Genomic DNA, 16,547 nt, shown 5'->3' on the forward strand with positions numbered 1-16,547 from the left:
CCTACTAAAGCTGCCGTCCGCCCGCCTGGCGCGGGCGCTAGATGCTGTTTTGCGGGTGCCTCGTTTCCCACATCTTGGGATGTTTTCCCAAAAAAAGGGTTTGCATGGGAGAAAACTCCATGGCATCAATTGGACATCGGCAGACGAGATCAACGACGGGCCGCAAAGGCCTGAACCAAAAACAAAATAGGCAGGTTCATACAGGCATCTCTAACGCCAGAAAGAAGAGATCCGGCGCGCAAGCGAGCAGACATCCCCCCAGGTGGCCTGCGTAGTCGGACACCCAGCAATGGGACGAGGGCGGCGGTTTGAGCAGTGGCAGCTTGCTCAAACCGCCGTTTCCGTTCCCGGCGGTCCGATTACGGCCGCTTTGAGGCAAAAAAAGGGCGAAGTCCCGTGGAACGCGAGTTCACCGGCGTCAGCCGGAACAAGGTGGACGGAAAGGGCCGGGTGTCGATCCCGGTCAAGTTCCGTCGCGTCTTGCAGAACTGCGACGCCGACTACACGCCCGACAGCCCGATCCGCCTGCACATCACCTTCGGCGACCCCTCCAAGCGCTTTCTCGAGTGCTGGTCGGCGGATGCCTACGCGCGCCTGCTCGCGCGCATCAGCGCGATGAAGTCGGGCTCCGCGCAGAAGCGGATCATGTCGTATTACTACAAGACCATGTCCGAGACGGTGACGCTGGACGACACCGGCCGGCTCGTTCTGTCCCAGGAATTGCGGGACAAGATCGCGCTGGACGAGGAAGCCGCCTTCGAGGGGCATGGTGAGAAATTCCACATCCTCAGCCCGGCCGAGGCGGACCAGCAAGCCGCCGCCTTCGCCGCGCTGCTGGCTGAACTTGGGCAGGGCGATGAGCATTTCGACGCGCTTTCTCTTCTTCCCGACGATCCCGCTCCTGCGGGCGCGGAATGACCGGGCGCGGGGCGGCAACGGGGCCCCGGGCACCCCACGTTCCCGTCCTGCTGCGCCCGCTCCTGGCGGCCGTGGCGCCGGTCCGGGGCGTGTGGCTCGATGGAACCTTCGGCGCTGGTGGCTACGCCCGTGGCTTGCTTGAGGCGGGGGCGGCGCGCGTGATCTGCATCGACCGCGACCCGCTGGCCTTAGAGATGGCCGCGCCCTGGGCGGCGGGCTACGGCGATCGGCTGGCGCTGGTGGCGGGCACCTTCTCCGATCTCGACCGGCTGGCGGGCGTGCCGCTCGACGGCGTGGCGCTCGACCTCGGCGTGTCGTCGATGCAGCTCGACCGCGCCGAGCGCGGCTTTTCCTTCATGGCCGACGGGCCGCTCGACATGCGGATGGGGCAGGCGGGCGTCTCGGCCGAGGACATCGTGAACGACGCACCCGAGGCGCTGATCGCCGACATCCTCTATCACTACGGCGAGGAACGCGCCGCGCGCCGCATCGCCAGGGCCATCGTCGCGGAGCGGGCGAAGGGGCGCATCACGTCCACGCTGCAACTCGTCGCCATCGTCGAAAGCTGCCTGCCGCGCCGCAAGCCCGGCCAGAGCCACCCCGCGACCCGCAGCTTCCAGGCCATCCGCATCGCGGTGAACGACGAATTGCGCCAGCTGGTCGACGGGCTGGAGGCGGCCGAGCGCGCGCTGGTCCCCGGCGGCAAGCTGGCGGTCGTGACCTTCCATTCGCTCGAGGACCGGGTGGTGAAACGCTTCCTCGCCGAGCGCGCGGCCGAGGGCGGCGGCGGCTCGCGCCACGCGCCCGAGGCGGCGCGGCAGGATCCAGGTTTCGTCCTGACGCCGAAAAAGGCCATCGCCCCCGACGACGCGGAGCTGGCCGACAACCCCCGCGCACGGTCCGCCCGGCTGCGCGTCGCCACCCGCACCGAGGCCCCCGCCGCGCCGGTCGACCGCACCAAGCTGGGTCTGCCCCTGCTGCCGGAGGTGTTGTGATGCGGGGCTTTGCCACGCTCATGGCCATGCTCGCGGTGATCGGGCTGGGCTACTGGGCCTACCACCAGACGATCCTGACCCAGCAGGCCGAGCGCCGGGTGGAGCAGCTGCAGCGCGACATCGGCGCCGAGCGCGAACGCCTGGCGATCCTGCGCGCCGAATGGGCCTACCTGAACCGCCCCGACCGCCTGCGCGAGCTGGCCGATTTCAACTTCGACCGGCTGGGCCTCCTGCCGCTCGCGCCCGAGCAGTTCGGCCGCGCCGCCCAGATCCCCTATCCGCTGCCCGAGCCCGAGCCCGACCCCGAGCTAGAGGCGGCCGACGAGGTGCTGCTCGACAACGCCTCAACCCCCGAGGAGCGCATCCCATGACCCTGCGGACGCCGCTCCGCCCGCTGGCCCGCATTCTCGACGCCCGCGCAAGGGGCGAGAACCCCGACGCCATCATGCGCGAGAACCTGCGCCTGCGCCACGAGGCCGAGCGCGACCGGATGCGCCAGCGCGCCGAGGGGCGGCTCCTGCTGATGGCGCTGGTGTTCCTGATGGCCTTCGGGTCGGTCGGCGTGCGGATGGCGGCCCTCGCCACCACCGAGGCCGAGGAGCCGAGCGTCGCCCAGTCGACACCGGCCATCCACACCACCCGCGCCGACATCGTCGACCGGCAGGGCCGGGTGCTGGCGACGAATTTCGCCACCAACGCGCTCTATGCCCACCCCCACGAGATCGTGGACGCCCGCGCCGCGGCTGACGGGCTGGCCGAGATCTTTCCCGAGATGAACGCCGACACGCTCTACGAGCGCTTCGCCTCCGAACGCCGCTTCCTGTGGCTCAGGCGCTACCTCAGCCCGGAACAGGAGCAGCAGGTGCACGACCTGGGCGAGCCGGGGCTTCTGTTCGGCCCGCGCGAGATGCGGCTCTATCCCAACGGCTCCATCGCGTCGCACATCCTGGGCGGCGCGGGCTTTGGGCAGGAGGCGGTGAACGCCGCCGAGGTCATCGGGGTCGCCGGGATCGAGGCGATGTTCGACGAGGAACTGCGCGACCCCGGCCGCGACCAGCCCCTGACCCTGTCGCTGGACCTGACCGTGCAGGCCGCGCTGGAGGAGGTGCTGGCCGGCGGCATGGCCCTGATGAACGCGCGCGGCGCGGCCGCCGTGCTGATGGACGTGCACACCGGCGAGATCGTGGCGCTGGCCAGTCTGCCCGATTTCGACCCCAACGCCCGGCCCGCGCCCTTGACCGAGGGCGACCCGGCCGACAGCCCGCTGTTCAACCGCGCGGTGCAGGGCGTCTACGAGCTGGGGTCCGTGTTCAAGGCCTTCACCATCGCGCAGGCCATCGACCTCGGCCTGTTCAACGTCGACGACATGATCGACACCCGCGGGCCGCTGCGCATGGCGGGCTTCGCGATCCGCGACTTCCGCAGCTACGGGCCCGAGCAGTCGGTGCACGACGTGTTCATCCATTCCTCCAACATCGGCACGGCGCGCATGGCGCAGGTGATCGGGCCCGAGCGCCAGCGCGAGTTCCTCGCCCGGCTGGGCCTGCTGGAGCCCGCCCCGGTCGAGATCGTCGAGGCGCGCAACGCCCGCCCGCTGGTGCCCGGGCGCTGGGGCGAGCTGTCGACCATGACCATTTCCTACGGCCACGGCGTGTCGACCTCGCTGGTGCACCTGGCCGCGGCCTATGCGTCGCTGGTGAACGGCGGCACGCTGGTCCGGCCCACGCTGCTGCGGCAGGACGTGCCGCAACAGGGCGAGCGGATCGTGTCCGAGGCCACCAGCCGCGACATCCGCGACCTGATGCGCGCCACCGTCACCGACGGCACCGCCAGCTTTGCCGAGGTCGAGGGCTATTTCGTCGGCGGCAAGACCGGCACCGCCGACCTGCCGCGCCCCTCGGGCGGTTACTACGACGACCGCAACATCAACACCTTCGCCTCGGCCTTCCCGATGCACGACCCGCGCTACGTGCTGATCGCGATGTTGCAGGAACCGGTCGAGACCTCGGGCCCCGAGCCGCGCCGCACCGCCGGCTGGACCGTGGTGCCGGTCGCCGCCGAGATCATCCGGCGGGCCGCGCCGCTCCTTGGCCTCAGACCCGAGATTGAACCCCTCCGCGAGGATGAGCTATCCAGCAGTTCACGGTGACTGCGCGCGGGGGGTGAGGCATGGCGCCTCGGACAAGGCATCTGTCGGACCTGGGGCTGACCCCCCGGACGGGCGGCGACGTTCCGGTCACGGGCCTTGCGCTCGACAGCCGCAAGGTCGGGCCGGGCACGCTCTTCGCCGCGCTGCCCGGCACGCGGGTGCATGGCGCGGCCTTCGCCGGCACGGCGCTACGCCTCGGCGCGGGCGCGATCCTGACCGACCGGGCCGGGGCCGAGCTTGCCGCGGCTGACCTCGCCGGGGCGCAGGCGGCGCTGGTGGTGGTCGAGGACGCCCGCGCGGCGCTCGCCCATGCTGCGGCGCTGTGGTTCGGCGCGCAGCCCGATACGGTCGTCGCCGTCACCGGCACCAACGGCAAGACATCCGTCGCCAGCTTCACCCGCCAGATCTGGGCCGCGCTGGGCCACGAGGCGGTGAACGTCGGCACCACCGGGGTCGAGGGTGCCTTTGCCGCGCCGGGCATCCACACCACGCCCGAACCCCTGACGCTGCACCGGGTGCTGGCCGAGATGGCGGGCGCGGGCGTCACCCATGTGGCGATGGAGGCGTCCTCCCACGGGCTCGACCAGCGGCGGATGGAGGCGGTGCGGCTGGCCGCGGCGGGCTTCACCAACCTGACGCAGGACCACCTCGACTACCACGGCGACATGGAAAGCTATTTCCAGGCCAAGCTGCGGCTGTTCACCGAGCTTCTGCCCGAGGAAGGCGTGGCGGTGGTGAACCTCGACGACAGCTACGGCCCCCGCGTGGCCGAGGCCTGCGCCCGGCGCGACATCGAGGTGATCGGCGTCGCGCAGTATGCCGAGGGCGCGGCGCTCAAGATCACCGGTCGGCGGCTGGACGAGACCGGGCAGGACGTGCTGTTCCGCTGGCAGGGCCAGCCGGTGCAGGCCCGCCTGCCGCTGATTGGCGGGTTCCAGGCGATGAACGTGCTGACGGCGGCGGGCCTGTGCATCGGCGCGGGCGAGGAGGCGGCGGCGGTGTTCTCCGTCCTGCCGCGGCTGGCGGGGGTGCGCGGGCGGATGCAGCTGGCGGGCCGCCGCGCCAACGGCGCGCCGGTCTTCGTGGATTACGCGCATACGCCCGACGCGCTGGAAACCGCGCTGAAGGCGCTGCGCCCGCATGTGCTGGGCCGGCTGGTGGTCGTGTTCGGCGCCGGCGGCGACCGCGACCGGAGCAAGAGGCCGCTGATGGGCAAGGCCGCGGCCGAGCATGCGGATGTGGTATTTGTGACAGACGATAACCCGAGATCCGAGGTTCCGGCCGCGATCCGGGCAGAAATTCTGCAAGGCTGTCCCGAGGCGACCGAGGTCGGCGACCGCGCCGAGGCGATCCTGCGGGGCGTCGACGCGCTGGAACCGGGCGACGCGCTCCTGATCGCGGGCAAGGGGCACGAGACCGGGCAGACCATCGGCGACGTGGTCTACCCCTTCGACGACGTGGAACAGGCAAGCGTGGCGGTGGCCGCGCTGGAGGGTCGCGCATGAGCGCGCATCTGGAGGGGAATGCATGACCGCCCTGTGGACGGCCGCGGAGGCCGCCGCCGCGACGGGCGGCACGGTGGCCGGCGACTGGGCCGTCACCGGCATCGCCATCGACAGCCGCACCATCGCGCCGGGCGACCTGTTCGTGGCGCTGTCGGCGGCGCGCGACGGGCACGACTTCGTCGCCGACGCGCTGGCCCGCGGGGCCGCGGCGGCGTTGGTGTCGCGCATCCCCGAGGGGGTGGACCCCGCGCGGCTCCTGCTGGTCGATGACGTGATGGACGGCCTCCGCGCGCTCGGCGCCGCGGGCCGGGCGCGGACGCAGGCCCGCGTCATCGCGGTGACGGGGTCGGTCGGCAAGACCACCGTCAAGGAGATGCTGCGCACCGCGCTGGCGCCGCAGGGCCGGACCCATGCCGCCGAGGCCAGCTTCAACAACCACTGGGGCGTGCCGGTGACGCTGGCCCGGATGCCTGCCGACACCGAGTATGCGGTGATCGAGATCGGCATGAACCACCCCGGCGAGATCGCGCCGCTGGCGCGCCTCGCCCGGCCCCATGTGGCCGTCGTGACCACCGTCGCGCCCGCGCATCTGGAGGCGTTCGGCGTGATCGAGGGGATCGCCCACGAGAAGGCGTCGATCTACGAGGGGCTGTCGGAGGGCGGCATCGCGCTGGCCCATGCCGATGTGGACACGGCGGGTATTCTGTTCGACACCGCAAGGGCTTGCGGGGCGCAGCTCATCCGCTTCGGCAGCAAGGACGAGACCGAGGCGCGGCTGGTCTCGGCCGAGGTCGCGGGCGAGCGCACGGCGATCCGGGCGGTGATCCACGGGCGGGACCGGGCGTTTTCCATCGCCGCGCCGGGGCGGCATTACGCGATGAACGCGCTCATCGCGCTGACGGCGGCCGAGGCCGCGGGCGCCGACCCCGAGGCGGCGATGCAGGCCCTGTCGGGCTGGTCCCCCTACCGGGGCCGCGGCACCCGCGAGCGGGTCACGCTGGGCGACGGGCCGACCATCCAGCTGATCGACGACGCGTTCAACGCCAACCCCGCCTCCATCGCCGCCGCGCTGGAGATGCTGGCCGCGGCCGAGCCCGAGGGGCAGGGCCGCCGCATCGCGGTGCTGGGCGACATGCTGGAACTGGGCCCCACCGGCCCGGCGCTGCACGCCGCCATCGCCGACCACCCCGCGCTGGCGCGGATCGCCGCCGTGCACAGCGTCGGGCCGCTGATGGCGCATCTGCACGCGGCGCTGCCGGGGGCGCTGAAGGGTCTGCACACCCCCGCCGCCGACGCCATGGCCGAGGCGCTGCCCGCCCGTCTGCGCGAGGGCGACGTGGTGCTGGTGAAGGGCTCGAAGGGCATCAAGGTGTCCCGCGTGGTTGACGCCCTGCGGAAACTCGGGCAAGCGGCTGGCGATCAGAGGCGAGGATCCCCCTAGATGTTGTACTGGCTGAGTGCGCTGTCCGATGGCGGGGACGTCTTCAACCTGTTCCGCTACATCACCTTCCGCGCCGGCGGGGCGTTCTTCACCGCGCTGGTGTTCGGCTTCGTCTTCGGCCGCCCGCTGATCAACGCGCTGCGCCGGAAATACGCCGCGGGCCAGCCGATCCGCGAGGACGGGCCGGCGCACCACATGTCCAAGGCGGGCACGCCCACCATGGGCGGCCTCCTGATCCTTGCCGCGCTGACGCTGTCGACGCTGCTCTGGGCGCGGCTCGACAACCCCTATGTCTGGATCGTGCTGGGCACGACGGTCGCCTTCGGGCTCGTCGGCTTCGTCGACGACTGGGCCAAGGTCAGCCGCCGGTCGAGCAAGGGGGTGCCCGGGCGGGTTCGGCTCCTGATCGGCTTCGCCATCGCGGGCGTCGCCGCCTATGTCGCCACGCTGGTGCATCCGGCCAGCCTGTCCGGCCAGCTGGCCGTGCCGGTGTTCAAGGACGTGCTGTTCAACCTCGGCTGGATCTTCATCCCCTTCGCCATGTTCGTGATCGTGGGCTCGGCCAATGCCGTGAACCTGACCGACGGTCTGGACGGGCTGGCGATCATGCCGGTGATGATCGCGGCCGGCACGCTGGGGGTGATCGCCTACGCCGTGGGGCGGGTCGACTTCACCGAGTATCTCGAGGTGCATTACGTGCCGGGGACCGGCGAGCTCCTGATCTTCACCGCCGGGCTGATCGGCGGGGGGCTGGGCTTCCTGTGGTACAACGCGCCGCCGGCCGCCGTGTTCATGGGCGACACCGGCAGCCTCGCGCTGGGTGGCGCGCTGGGCGCCATCGCGGTGTCGACCAAGCACGAGATCGTGCTGGCCATCGTCGGCGGCCTGTTCGTGGCCGAGGCGGTCAGCGTGATCGTGCAGGTCGCCTACTTCAAGGCGACCGGCAAGCGGGTCTTCCTGATGGCGCCGATCCACCACCATTTCGAGAAGAAGGGCTGGGCCGAGCCGCAGGTGGTGATCCGGTTCTGGATCATCTCGCTGATCCTCGCGCTGATCGGCCTCGCCACGCTGAAGCTGCGCTGATGGGCCGGCCCGCTCGCCCCACCGCGCTGGTCACCGGCGGCAACCGCGGCCTCGGGCGCGCCATCGCCGCGGGGCTGGTGGCGCGCGGGATGCGCGTGGTCATCGGGGTGCGCGACCTGGAGGCCGGGCGCGGCGTCGCCGACGCGATCGGCGCGCAGGCGGTGCGGATGGACGTGGCCCGGCTCGACAGCCTGCACGCGGCGGTCGACAAGATCGGCGGCGTCGACGTGCTGGTGAACAACGCGGGCGTGCTGATCGACGCCAACCTGCTAGAGGATCCGGGCCCGTTCCACATGTCGATCGACGTGATGTTCCGCGGGCCCTACGAGCTGATCCGGGCCTGCGTGCCGCACATGGGTGCGCAGGGCTGGGGCCGGATCGTCAACGTCTCGTCGGACTGGGGCAGCTTCGCCTCGGGGCTGGAGGGGCCGGGGGCCTATGGCGTCGCCAAGGCGGCGCTGAACGCGTTGACCAAAGCGCTGCCGCGCGATCTGCCCGAGGGGGTCAAGGTCAACGCCATGTGCCCGGGCTGGGTGCAGACGCGAATGGGCGGGGAGGGCGCGACGCGCACGCCCGAGGAGGGGGCCGAGACCGCGATCTGGCTGGCCGACCTGCCCGAGGACGGGCCCACCGGGCGCTTCTTCCGCGACGGGCTGTCGCTGCGCTGGTAGGGATTGCGCCGGCTGCGCCGTCGCCGGGGTGCGGTTTCTCCTGCGAAAAATCGCGGGCGCGGGCGGGTCCGCTGCGCGCCTGCCGGGCGGGGCGTCCGGGGCCGGCGTCGCGTCTGCGTATTTTCGGAAAGATGAAGCGGGGCCGGGCCGCATCGGTCGGCTGGTCGTGGTGCCGGGCTGGCCGGGCGGGGCAAGTCCGGGCCGCCGGCGGGGCGCGGGCGGGTCATGCCGTCGCGCCGCTGCCCCGCCCGCCTCAGGCGGGGCGCCCCGCCGCGCCGTAGGTGAGGCGGCGCAGCAGCGCCTCGAGCGGCCCGGTGCGCGCGAGGCGCAGCCACAGCCGCAGCAGGAGGTCGGTGGCCAGTGCCACGCCAAGCGCCACCGCGACCAGCCCCGCGAGGCCGATCTGCCCGTGCAGGCCCAGCCCGTAGCCGTTGAACAGGAGCCCCGCGATCACGCCTTGCAGGACGTAGGCGCTGAGCGAGACGCGGCCGGCGCCGGGATGGCGGGAGGGCCCGAGCCGCCGCGCGAGCCGCACCGTGGCCCAGAACCAGACCGCCGCGAGCGTCGGGCTGCCGAGCGCGAGGCAGGCCCAGCCCGCCGCCGCGAGGCCGGGGGACAGGCCCGGCACCGTCGCCGCGGCGGCATAGGCCGCGTTGGCCGGGATGGCGACGGCGAGGAGCCAGGGCAGGGCGCGCTCCAGCCGGGCGAAGCCCGCGCTGCCGGGCAGGAGCAGGCCGCGCCGGTGGCCGAGGTAGCCGAGCGCGAAGGCCCCGATCGCCAGCGGCCCGTTGAAGGCCAGCACCGAGGGAAAGGCGGTGGTCCAGTCCGCCACCCGCTGCGCCACCGCCGCGCCGAAGCCGCCGAGGTAGCCCGGCCCCGTCTGCGCCGCCAGCGTGTCGGGGGCCAGCGCCAGCGCCGCGCCGATGCCGGCATAGACCAGCGCGGCCAGCGCCACCGACCCCGCCGCGATGCGCATCAGTGTGCGGTCGGAGGCGTCGCGCAGCGCCCAGAGTCCCAGCCCGAGGATCGCGTAGAGGATCAGGATGTCGCCGAAGAACACCAGCGCCGCATGGGCCGCCCCGATCATCGCGAGCCCGCCGAGGCGGCGCAGGAAGGGCCCCCGCGCGTCGGTGCCGCGGCGCGCGGCGCTGGCCAGCTGCACGCCGAAGCCCCAGCCGAACAGGAACGAGAACAGGACGAAGAACTTGCCGTGCACCAGCGCCGCCGCGGCGACGGCGGCGAGCCGGTCGACGCCGCCTCCGGGCGGGACCACCAGCGCCTCGAAGGGCAGGGCGAGATAGGGGATGTTGGCGAGGCAGATGCCGTAAAGGGCAACGCTGCGCAGCAGGTCGACCTCTTGCACGCGGGGGGCGGTCATGTCACAACACTCCGGGTTTGAGCACGTGCTCAATGATGATGGGCAGGTATTGAGCACGTGCTCAACGCTTGTCAAGGAGGATCTTCGATGACCGGAGACAGCCCGCGGACCGAGACCCCGCCGGACCGCCGCGAGACGCTGATCGAGGCGGCGGCCGCGCTGATCGCCGAGCGCGGGATCGCCGCAGTGCGGACCCGCGACGTGACCGCGCGGGCGGGCGTGGGGGTGGGGCTTCTGAACCACTATTTCACCTGGTCCGAGCTGCGGGCGGCGGCGCTGGAGCGGGTGCTGGAGGCGGCCGAGGGGGCGGTGCTGGGGCAGGCGGCGGGCGACCCGCCGGCCCGGCGCGACGCGGTGCTGCGCGCGGCCTTCGACCCGGGCCACGAGGCGCTGCTGCAGGTCTGGATCGAGGCCGAGGACCTGGCCCGCGGCGACCCGGCGCTGGCCGACGTGCTGGCCCGCGCGATGGCAGAACTGCGGGCGGGGCTGGCGGCGCTGATCGCCGAGGGGGTGGCGCGTGGCGACTGGGCCTGCCCCGACCCCGAGGGCGCAGCGCTGCGGCTGATCGCGCTGCATGACGGGCTGGTGGGCTTCCTGCTGACCGGGGTGCCGCCGCTTGACCGGGGCGCGGCGACGGCGCATCTGGCGCGCGCCTTCGCGCTGGAGTGCCCGGGCGGCTGACTTGCGACTGGCGAGGGCCGCGCGGCCGGGCTAAGGCTGGCGGTGGACCACGGAAATTGGGGGGCGCGATGATCCCGGTACAGGGGTTCGACGGACGGAAGGTGATGGTGCTGGGCCTCGGGCGGTCGGGGCTTGCCACGGCGCGGGCGCTGCGGGCCGGCGGGGCCGAGGCGCTGTGCTGGGACGACGGCGCGGCCGGGCGTGCGGCGGCCGAGGCCGAGGGCTTCGCGCTGCACGACCCGATGGCGCCCGGCGCCTTCGACGCGGTGGCGGCGCTGATCACCTCGCCCGGCATCCCGCATCTCTACCCGGCGCCGCACCGCGCCATCGCGGCGGCCTGGGCCGCCGGCGTGCCGGTGGACAACGATGTCGGGCTGTTCTTCCGCTCGCTCGGGCTGGCGGGCTGGGACGGGCTGGACGAGCCGCCCCGGGTGGTCGCCGTCACCGGCTCGAACGGCAAGTCGACCACTTCGGCGCTGATCGCGCATATCCTGCGCACGGCGGGCCGGTCGGTGCAGCTGGCCGGCAACATCGGGCGCGGCGTGCTCGACATCGACCCGCCCGAGAGCGGCGGGGTGGTGGTGCTGGAGCTGAGTTCCTACCAGATCGAGCTGGCGCGCGCCCTGACGCCCGACATCGCGGTGTTCACCAACCTCTCGCCCGATCATCTCGACCGGCACGGCGGCATGGGCGGCTATTTCGCGGCAAAGCGGCGCCTGTTTTCCGAAGGCGGGCCGGACCGCGCGGTGGTCGGAGTCGACGAGATCGAGGGCCAATACATGGCCAACCAGCTGGCCGAGGGGCCGGGCGACGCCCGCGTGATCCGGGTGTCGGCGCGCAAGCTGGAGGGGCCGGGTTGGGACCTGGTCACGCGCAAGGGCTGGCTGGCCGAGATGCGCAAGGCCAAGCAGGTCGCCGCGATCGACCTGCGCGCGGTGCGCGGCCTGCCGGGCGCCCACAACCACCAGAACGCCGCCTGCGCCTATGGCGCGTGCCGGGCGCTGGGGCTGGCACCGAAGGAGATCGAGGCCGCCTTCCACAGCTTCGAGGGGCTGCCGCACCGCAGCCAGCGCGTGGCCGAGATCGGCGGCGTGTCCTACGTCAACGACAGCAAGGCCACCAACGTCGATGCCGCGGTCAAGGCGCTGGGGGCCTTCACCCGCATCCGCTGGATCTGCGGCGGGCTGGAGAAGGAGGGCGGGCTGGCCGCGCTGGCGCCCGCGGCGGGCGAGGTGGTGAAGGCCTATGTCATCGGGCGCGAGGCCGCGGCCTTCGCGCTGAAGCTGGGCGCGATCCCGCACGAGATCTGCGGCGACATGGCGACCGCGGTGGCCCGCGCGGCGGCCGAGGCGCAGCCGGGCGACACCGTTCTGCTGGCGCCCGCCGCGGCCAGCTTCGACCAGTACGACAGCTTCGAGCACCGCGGCCGCGACTTCATGGAACAGGTGGGCAAGCTTCGCGGCTGATCCCGTGCTATGCTGCGGGTATCCGCAGCGGAAGAAGGCAGCACTGGCCATGGCCAGGGTTCTGGGACTGGGCGGGGTGTTCTTCACCTGCGCCGACAGCGCGGCGACGACGGCGTGGTATGCCCGCGTGCTGGGCATGGCGCCCGACGCCGACGGCGGCCTCGCCTTCCTGCACGGCGACAGCGCGGCGGCCTTTCCGCAGGGCGCGCGGACGGTCTTTGCGCCCTTTCCCGACGCGGGCTACTTCGCGCCCTCGACCGCGCCTTTCATGCTGAACCTCATCGTCGACGACCTCGACGCCGTGCTCGCCCGCGCCCGGGCCGAGGGCGTCGAGGAGGTGCAGCCGCGCGAGGATCACCCCTACGGCCGCTTCGGCTGGATCATGGATCCCGACGGCCGCAAGCTGGAGCTGTGGCAGCCGGCGGGGTGACGCAAATAGGTCACGGTCAAGCAAAGGCTGGCCCCGCGCCCCGTTTCGCGGTAGGCTGACTCGCGAGACCCGGAAAACGGGCGCATCGAGGCAGAGCAAGGCAAGACGGGCGGGCATTCCCCATGACGGAAATCGCGCATGGCACGGTCATCGTGCAATCCGGCGAAGCCGTTCTTCCACGCTGGTGGCGGACGGTGGACCGGGTCACGATCTTCTGCGTGCTGACCCTGTTCGCGATCGGCATCCTGCTGGGCTTTGCGGCCTCGCCGCCGCTGGCCGAGCGGAACGGGCACGACCCGTTCTACTATGTCATCCGGCAGGCGGCCTTCGGCGGCATGGCGCTGTCGGTGATGCTGTTCGTGTCGATGATCGGCCCCGTCACGATCCGCCGCCTGGGCGTGATCGGCTTCTTCTGCGCGATGACGGCGCTGGCGCTGCTGCCGGCCTTCGGCACCGATTTCGGGCAGGGCGCGACGCGGTGGTATTCGCTCGGCTTCGCGTCGCTGCAGCCGTCCGAGTTCCTCAAGCCGATGTTCGTCGTCTTCACCGCCTGGATGATCGCCGCCAGCCAGGAGATCGGCGGCCCGCCCGGCAAGACCGTGTCGCTGGTGGTGATGATGACCATCGTGGGCTTCCTGGTGATGCAGCCCGATTTCGGGCAGGCGGCGCTGGTGATCTTCGCCTGGTCGGTGATCTATTTCGTGGCCGGCGCGCCGATGCTGATCCTGTTCGCCGTGATGGGGGCCGTCGCGCTGGGCGGTGTCGTCGCCTACAGCAACTCCGAGCACGTGGCGCGCCGCATCGACGGCTTCCTGTCGAACGAGATCGACCCGCACACCCAGATCGGCTACGCCACCGACGCGATCCGCAACGGCGGGCTGTTCGGCGCCGGGCTGGGCGAGGGCACCGTGCGCTGGACGCTGCCCGACGCGCACACCGACTTCATCATCGCGGTCGCGGCCGAGGAATACGGCGTGGTGCTGGTGTTCCTGATCATCGCGCTCTTCGCCACCATCACGCTGCGCGCCTTCTTCCGCCTGATGCGCGAGCGCGACCCGTTCATCCGGCTGGCGGGCACGGGCATCGCCTGCCTGCTGGCGCTGCAGGCCTTCATCAACCTCGGCGTCGCGGTGCGGCTCCTGCCGGCCAAGGGCATGACGCTGCCCTTCGTCAGCTACGGCGGCTCGTCGCTGATCGCCACGGGCATCGCGGTGGGGATGCTGCTCGCCTTCACCCGGTCGCGTCCGCAGGGCGAGATCGGCGACATCCTCCTCAGCCGGCATCGCTAGCGCCATGACCCCCGCCAACCCTCATCTCATCATCGCGGCCGGCGGCACCGGGGGGCACATGTTCCCCGCCCAGGCACTGTCCGAGGTGATGCTGCGCCGGGGCTGGCAGGTGACGCTGTCGACCGACGCCCGCGGCGCGCGCTATACCGAGGGCTTCAGCCACGCGGTCGAGGTGCGGCAGGTGCCCTCGGCCACCTTCGCCCGCGGGGGCGTGCTGGCCAAGCTGCTGGCGCCGTTCCGCATCGCCGGCGGCATCCTGCGCGCGACGCTCAGGATGTGGCGGGAAAAGCCCGACGTGGTGGTGGGCTTCGGCGGCTACCCGGCGATCCCCGCCATGGCGGCGGCCTGGCTGACGCGGACGCCCGCGATGATCCATGAACAGAACGGCGTGCTCGGCCGGGTGAACCGGGTCTTTTCCCGGCGCGTCGACGTGGTCGCCTGCGGCAGCTGGCCCACCGCGCTGCCCGCGGGCGTCGAGGCCGTGCACACCGGCAACCCGGTGCGCGGCGCGGTGCTGGAGCGCGCGGGCGCGCCCTACATGCCGCCCGGCGACTGGCCGATGAGCCTGCTGGTGTTCGGCGGCAGCCAGGGCGCGCGCATCCTGTCCGACACCGTGCCCGAGGCCATCGCCCGCCTGCCCGAGGCGCTGCGCGGCAACCTGCGCGTCGCCCAGCAGGCCCGCCCCGAGGACCTGCAGCGCGTGACCGACGCCTACGCGCAGATCGGCGTCCGCGCCGAGGTCGAGCCCTTCTTCCGCGACATCCCCCGCCGCCTGTCCGAGGCGCAGCTGGTCATCAGCCGCGCCGGCGCCTCGTCGGTCGCCGACATCGCCGTGATCGGGCGGCCCGCCATCCTGATCCCCTACGCCGTGGCCGCCGGCGACCACCAGACCGCCAATGCCCGCGGCCTGTCCGAGGCCGGCGCCGCCCTTGTCCTCCCCGAATCCCGCCTCTCGCCCGAGACGCTGGCCGGGGCCATCCAGTCCATTCTCACCGACCCCGCCACCGCCGACCGCATGGCGCAGGCAGCCCTGTCCGCCGGCGTCCCAGACGCCGCCGACCGGCTGGCCGCGCTGGTCGAGGAGCTGGCCCGGAAAGGAGCCGCATGAACGCCGCCGTCACCAAACTCCCGACCCAGCTCGGCCCGATCCATTTCGTCGGCATCGGCGGGATCGGCATGTCGGGCATCGCCGAGGTGCTCCTGAACCACGGCTACGAGGTGCAGGGCTCGGACCTGAAGCCGTCCAAGATCACCGAGCGGCTGGCCGGCCTCGGCGCGCGCATCTTCATCGGGCAGAAGGCCGATAACCTGGACGGCGCCGCGGTCGTGGTGATCTCCAGCGCGATCAAGCCCGGCAATCCCGAGCTCGACACCGCCCGCGCCCGGGGCCTTCCGGTCGTGCGCCGCGCCGAGATGCTGGCCGAACTGATGCGGCTGCGCTCGAACATCGCCATCGCGGGCACCCACGGCAAGACGACCACGACCACGCTGGTCGCCACGCTGCTGGATGCGGGCGGGGTGGACCCGACCGTCATCAACGGCGGCGTGATCCACGCCTACGGATCCAACGCGCGGGTGGGGCAGGGCGACTGGATGGTGGTCGAGGCCGACGAGAGCGACGGGACCTTCAACCGCCTGCCGGCGACCATCGCCATCGTCACCAACATCGACCCCGAGCACATGGAGCACTGGGGCACGATCGAGAACCTGCGCAAGGGCTTCCTCGATTTCGTGTCGAACATCCCGTTCTACGGCCTCGCGGTCTGCTGCACCGACCACCCCGAGGTGCAGGCGCTGGTGGGCAAGATCACCGATCGCCGCGTCGTGACCTTCGGCTTCAACGCGCAGGCCGACGTGCGGGCGGTGAACCTGACCTACAAGGGCGGCGTCGCGCATTTCGACATCGCCCTGCAGGCCGAGGGGCAGGTGATCGAGGGCTGCACCCTGCCGATGCCGGGCGACCACAACGTGTCGAACGCGCTGGCCGCGGTCGCCGTCGCCCGCCACCTCGGCATGAAGGCGGCCGAGATCCGCGGGGCGCTGGCCGGCTTCAAGGGCGTCAACCGCCGCTTCACCAAGGTGGGCGAGGTCGGCGGCATCACCGTCATCGACGACTACGGCCACCACCCGGTGGAAATCGCCGCCGTGCTCAAGGCCGCCCGGCAGGCCAGCGAGGGCCGCGTGATCGCCGTGCACCAGCCGCACCGCTACACGCGTCTGTCGAGCCTCTTCGAGGATTTCTGCACCTGCTTCAACAATGCCGACGTGGTCGGCATCGCCGAGGTCTATTCCGCCGGCGAGGACCCGATCCCGGGCGCCAGCCGCGACGACCTGGTCGCCGGGCTGGTCCGCCACGGCCACCGCCACGCCCGCGCGGTGATGTCCGAGGATGACCTCGAACGCCTGGTCCGCGAACAGGCGCGGCCGGGCGACATGGTGGTCTGCCTCGGGGCCGGCACGATTTCCACCTGGGCGCACGGGCTGCCCGAACGGCTGAAGGATCTGGACAGGCGCGCCGCCTCGGGGTGAGATCGCGCGCAG

Annotated in this window: 15 protein-coding genes; 14 read left to right on the plus strand and 1 reads right to left on the minus strand. The window is 72.1% G+C overall.

Annotation, left to right across the window (positions count from 1 at the left end):
* Positions 1 to 396 precede the first annotated feature (396 nt).
* The 8 genes from HCU73_RS18870 to HCU73_RS04545 are packed head-to-tail and all read left to right on the plus strand — an operon-like array spanning position 397 to position 8,762.
* Complete coding sequence (locus HCU73_RS18870) at positions 397 to 918, plus strand: cell division/cell wall cluster transcriptional repressor MraZ (RefSeq protein WP_168622184.1); 522 nt, start codon at positions 397 to 399, stop codon at positions 916 to 918.
* The gene (gene rsmH / locus HCU73_RS04515; protein ID WP_168622185.1) at positions 915 to 1,913 is read left to right on the plus strand and encodes a 16S rRNA (cytosine(1402)-N(4))-methyltransferase RsmH; all 999 of its coding nucleotides are present in this window, start codon (positions 915 to 917) and stop codon (positions 1,911 to 1,913) included. The genes HCU73_RS18870 and rsmH overlap by 4 nt, the downstream gene beginning before the upstream one ends.
* Positions 1,913 to 2,284, plus strand: a complete 372-nt coding sequence (gene ftsL / locus HCU73_RS04520) for a cell division protein FtsL (RefSeq protein ID WP_168622186.1) — start codon at positions 1,913 to 1,915, stop codon at positions 2,282 to 2,284. The genes rsmH and ftsL overlap by 1 nt, the downstream gene beginning before the upstream one ends.
* Positions 2,281 to 4,062, plus strand: coding sequence for a peptidoglycan D,D-transpeptidase FtsI family protein (locus HCU73_RS04525; RefSeq protein ID WP_168622187.1), 1,782 nt, complete (start codon positions 2,281 to 2,283; stop codon positions 4,060 to 4,062). Before ftsL ends, HCU73_RS04525 begins: the two co-directional genes overlap by 4 nt.
* Before the next feature lie 20 nt (positions 4,063 to 4,082).
* Positions 4,083 to 5,567 (plus strand): UDP-N-acetylmuramoyl-L-alanyl-D-glutamate--2,6-diaminopimelate ligase, encoded by a 1,485-nt coding sequence (locus HCU73_RS04530; protein WP_168622188.1) that lies wholly within the window; start codon positions 4,083 to 4,085, stop codon positions 5,565 to 5,567.
* A 22-nt stretch (positions 5,568 to 5,589) separates the two neighbouring features.
* The gene (locus tag HCU73_RS04535; protein WP_168622189.1) at positions 5,590 to 7,008 is read left to right on the plus strand and encodes a UDP-N-acetylmuramoyl-tripeptide--D-alanyl-D-alanine ligase; all 1,419 of its coding nucleotides are present in this window, start codon (positions 5,590 to 5,592) and stop codon (positions 7,006 to 7,008) included.
* Entirely contained in the window at positions 7,009 to 8,091 is a 1,083-nt protein-coding gene (mraY, locus tag HCU73_RS04540; protein WP_168622190.1) for a phospho-N-acetylmuramoyl-pentapeptide-transferase, read from the plus strand. It abuts the gene before it with no gap.
* Complete coding sequence (locus HCU73_RS04545; RefSeq protein ID WP_168622191.1) at positions 8,091 to 8,762, plus strand: SDR family NAD(P)-dependent oxidoreductase; 672 nt, start codon at positions 8,091 to 8,093, stop codon at positions 8,760 to 8,762. The genes mraY and HCU73_RS04545 overlap by 1 nt, the downstream gene beginning before the upstream one ends.
* Positions 8,763 to 9,015: 253 nt before the next feature.
* Here HCU73_RS04545 and HCU73_RS04550 read toward each other — a convergent pair whose 3' ends face one another.
* A complete protein-coding gene (locus HCU73_RS04550) occupies positions 9,016 to 10,140 on the minus strand; it encodes a DUF418 domain-containing protein (protein ID WP_168622192.1) in 1,125 nt (374 codons plus the stop codon).
* Between the two features lie 87 nt (positions 10,141 to 10,227).
* Between HCU73_RS04550 and HCU73_RS04555 the strand changes: the two genes are divergently transcribed.
* The 6 genes from HCU73_RS04555 (at position 10,228) to murC (ending at position 16,535) form a co-directional block, all read left to right on the plus strand.
* On the plus strand, positions 10,228 to 10,821 hold the full coding sequence (locus tag HCU73_RS04555; RefSeq protein WP_168622193.1) for a TetR/AcrR family transcriptional regulator: 594 nt from the start codon (positions 10,228 to 10,230) through the stop codon (positions 10,819 to 10,821).
* Positions 10,822 to 10,889: 68 nt separating this feature from the next.
* Entirely contained in the window at positions 10,890 to 12,287 is a 1,398-nt protein-coding gene (gene murD / locus HCU73_RS04560) for a UDP-N-acetylmuramoyl-L-alanine--D-glutamate ligase (protein WP_168622194.1), read from the plus strand.
* 49 nt (positions 12,288 to 12,336) lie between these two features.
* The gene (locus HCU73_RS04565) at positions 12,337 to 12,717 is read left to right on the plus strand and encodes a VOC family protein (RefSeq protein ID WP_168622195.1); all 381 of its coding nucleotides are present in this window, start codon (positions 12,337 to 12,339) and stop codon (positions 12,715 to 12,717) included.
* A gap of 122 nt (positions 12,718 to 12,839) precedes the next feature.
* Complete coding sequence (locus HCU73_RS04570) at positions 12,840 to 14,006, plus strand: peptidoglycan glycosyltransferase FtsW (protein WP_168622196.1); 1,167 nt, start codon at positions 12,840 to 12,842, stop codon at positions 14,004 to 14,006.
* Between the two features lie 4 nt (positions 14,007 to 14,010).
* On the plus strand, positions 14,011 to 15,114 hold the full coding sequence (gene murG, locus HCU73_RS04575; protein WP_168622197.1) for an undecaprenyldiphospho-muramoylpentapeptide beta-N-acetylglucosaminyltransferase: 1,104 nt from the start codon (positions 14,011 to 14,013) through the stop codon (positions 15,112 to 15,114).
* Complete coding sequence (gene murC, locus HCU73_RS04580; protein WP_168622198.1) at positions 15,111 to 16,535, plus strand: UDP-N-acetylmuramate--L-alanine ligase; 1,425 nt, start codon at positions 15,111 to 15,113, stop codon at positions 16,533 to 16,535. Before murG ends, murC begins: the two co-directional genes overlap by 4 nt.
* Positions 16,536 to 16,547: the final 12 nt, after the last annotated feature.

Source organism: Roseicyclus persicicus (assembly GCF_012395815.1).
Lineage (GTDB): Bacteria > Pseudomonadota > Alphaproteobacteria > Rhodobacterales > Rhodobacteraceae > Roseicyclus > Roseicyclus persicicus.